At 61.7% G+C, this 2,477-nt stretch carries 2 protein-coding genes; both read left to right on the plus strand.

The genetic code is table 11. The annotated features are described in order from the left end of the window. Positions 1 to 119 precede the first annotated feature (119 nt). Positions 120 to 1,085, plus strand: coding sequence for a malate dehydrogenase (mdh, locus tag VGO12_RS20520; protein WP_327514604.1), 966 nt, complete (start codon positions 120 to 122; stop codon positions 1,083 to 1,085). 110 nt (positions 1,086 to 1,195) lie between these two features. Continuing rightward, complete coding sequence (sucC, locus tag VGO12_RS20525; RefSeq protein ID WP_327514605.1) at positions 1,196 to 2,389, plus strand: ADP-forming succinate--CoA ligase subunit beta; 1,194 nt, start codon at positions 1,196 to 1,198, stop codon at positions 2,387 to 2,389. Positions 2,390 to 2,477: the final 88 nt, after the last annotated feature.

Below are 2,477 nucleotides of genomic sequence, written 5' to 3' on the forward strand. Positions count from 1 at the left end.
CTTCACCAAAAAGTATCGATTGATATTTTAACGATTGCCGTTTAATGGCTTCCGCGAAGGTTTGGCGTTTGCCGCGTTTCAGGCCTCGATCATATTGGGATCACAAAGGAAGCACTTTCATGGCTCGCAACAAGATCGCACTTATCGGTTCAGGGATGATTGGTGGCACGCTGGCGCATCTCGCCGGTCTGAAGGAACTGGGCGACATCGTCCTTTTCGACATCGCCGACGGCATCCCGCAGGGCAAGGGCCTCGACATTGCCCAGTCCTCCCCGGTCGAAGGCTTTGACGCGAACCTCACCGGCGCAAGCGACTATTCCGCCATCGAAGGCGCCGACGTCTGCATCGTCACCGCCGGCGTTGCCCGCAAGCCGGGCATGAGCCGCGACGATCTGATCGGCATCAACCTCAAGGTCATGGAACAGGTCGGCGCGGGCATCAAGAAGTACGCCCCGAACGCTTTCGTCATCTGCATCACCAACCCGCTCGACGCCATGGTCTGGGCGCTGCAGAAGTTCTCGGGCCTGCCGAAGAACAAGGTCGTCGGCATGGCCGGCGTTCTCGACAGCGCGCGCTTCCGCCTGTTCCTCGCGCAGGAATTCAACGTGTCGGTCCAGGACGTCACCGCGTTCGTTCTCGGCGGCCACGGCGACACCATGGTGCCGCTCGCCCGCTACTCGACCGTTGCCGGCATCCCTTTGACCGACCTCGTCGAAATGGGTTGGGTCACCAAGGAGCGCCTGGAAGAAATCATCCAGCGCACCCGTGACGGCGGCGCCGAGATCGTCGGCCTGCTCAAGACCGGTTCGGCCTACTACGCGCCGGCCGCTTCGGCGATCGAGATGGCGGAAGCCTACCTCAAGGACAAGAAGCGCGTGCTGCCCTGCGCTGCGCACCTGACCGGCCAGTACGGCGTCAAGGACATGTATGTCGGCGTTCCGACGGTCATCGGCGCCGGCGGCGTCGAGCGCATCATCGAGATCGATCTCAACAAGGCCGAGAAGGAAGCGTTCGACAAGTCGGTCGCTTCGGTCGCTGGTCTTTGCGAAACCTGCATCGGCATCGCGCCGAGCCTCAAGCAGTAATCGCCTCCCGTCGGGCGGACACGCTTATCCGCTCGACCTCATTGTTTTTGCCGCATTGGTGCGGGTAGGTGCCCCACCTGCCCGCACAATGCTCAGACAGGAAAAACACCATGAACATTCATGAATATCAGGCCAAGGCTCTCCTGAAGAGCTATGGCGCACCGGTCGCGGAAGGTGTCGCGATCTTCTCCGCCGACGAGGCTGAAGCTGCTGCCAAGTCGCTCCCGGGCCCGCTTTACGTGGTCAAGAGCCAGATCCATGCCGGCGGTCGCGGCAAGGGCAAGTTCAAGGAACTGTCCGCCGACGCCAAGGGCGGCGTTCGTCTCGCCTTCTCGATCGACGAAGCCAAGGCTCATGCCAAGGACATGCTCGGCAACACGCTCGTCACCGCTCAGACCGGCCCGGCCGGCAAGCAGGTGAACCGCCTCTACATCGAGGACGGCGCCGACATCGAACGCGAACTCTATCTGTCGCTGCTCGTCGACCGCTCGGTCGGCCAGGTTGCCTTCGTCGTTTCGACGGAAGGCGGCATGGACATCGAGGCTGTTGCGCACGACACGCCGGAAAAGATCGTCAACGTCGCGATCAACCCGGAAGCCGGCGTCACCGCCGCTGATCTTGCCACGCTCACCGCGGCCCTGAAGCTCGAAGGCGAAGCCAAGGCTGACGCCGAGAAGCTCTTCCCGATCCTCTACAAGGCCTTTGTCGAGAAGGACATGAGCCTGCTCGAGATCAACCCGCTGATCGTCATGAAGAACGGTCGCATGCGCGTTCTCGACGCCAAGGTCTCGTTCGACGGCAACGCGCTGTTCCGCCACGACGACATCAAGGCGCTGCGCGACGAAACCGAAGAAGACGCCAAGGAAATCGAGGCCTCCAAGTGGGATCTCGCCTATGTCGCGCTCGACGGCAACATCGGCTGCATGGTCAACGGCGCAGGCCTCGCCATGGCGACGATGGACATCATCAAGCTCTACGGCAAGGAGCCGGCGAACTTCTGCGACGTCGGCGGCGGCGCCGGCAAGGAGAAGGTCGCGGCGGCCTTCAAGATCATCACGGCCGACCCGAAGGTCGAGGGCATCCTCGTCAACATCTTCGGCGGCATCATGAAGTGCGATGTCATCGCTGAAGGCGTCGTTGCGGCCGTACAGGAAGTCGGCCTCAAGGTTCCGCTGGTCGTTCGTCTCGAAGGCACGAATGTCGAGCTTGGCAAGAAGATCCTCAACGAATCCGGCCTGGCGATCACCGCCGCCGACGATCTGGACGACGCTGCCAAGAAGATCGTTGCCGCGATCAACGGCTAACTGAAGGACCAGACCACATGTCGATTCTCGTCAACAAGAACACCAAGGTCCTCGTTCAGGGCCTGACCGGCAAGACCGGCACCTTCCA

Source organism: Ensifer sp. (assembly GCF_035999135.1).
GTDB lineage: Bacteria > Pseudomonadota > Alphaproteobacteria > Rhizobiales > Rhizobiaceae > Ensifer.

Bases quoted from the DNA above. Each gene is read 5' to 3' on its own strand.
- sucC (WP_327514605.1), top strand. From the start codon at position 1,196: ATGAACATTCATGAATATCAGGCCAAGGCTCTCCTGAAGAGCTATGGC.
- mdh (WP_327514604.1), top strand. From the start codon at position 120: ATGGCTCGCAACAAGATCGCACTTATCGGTTCAGGGATGATTGGTGGC.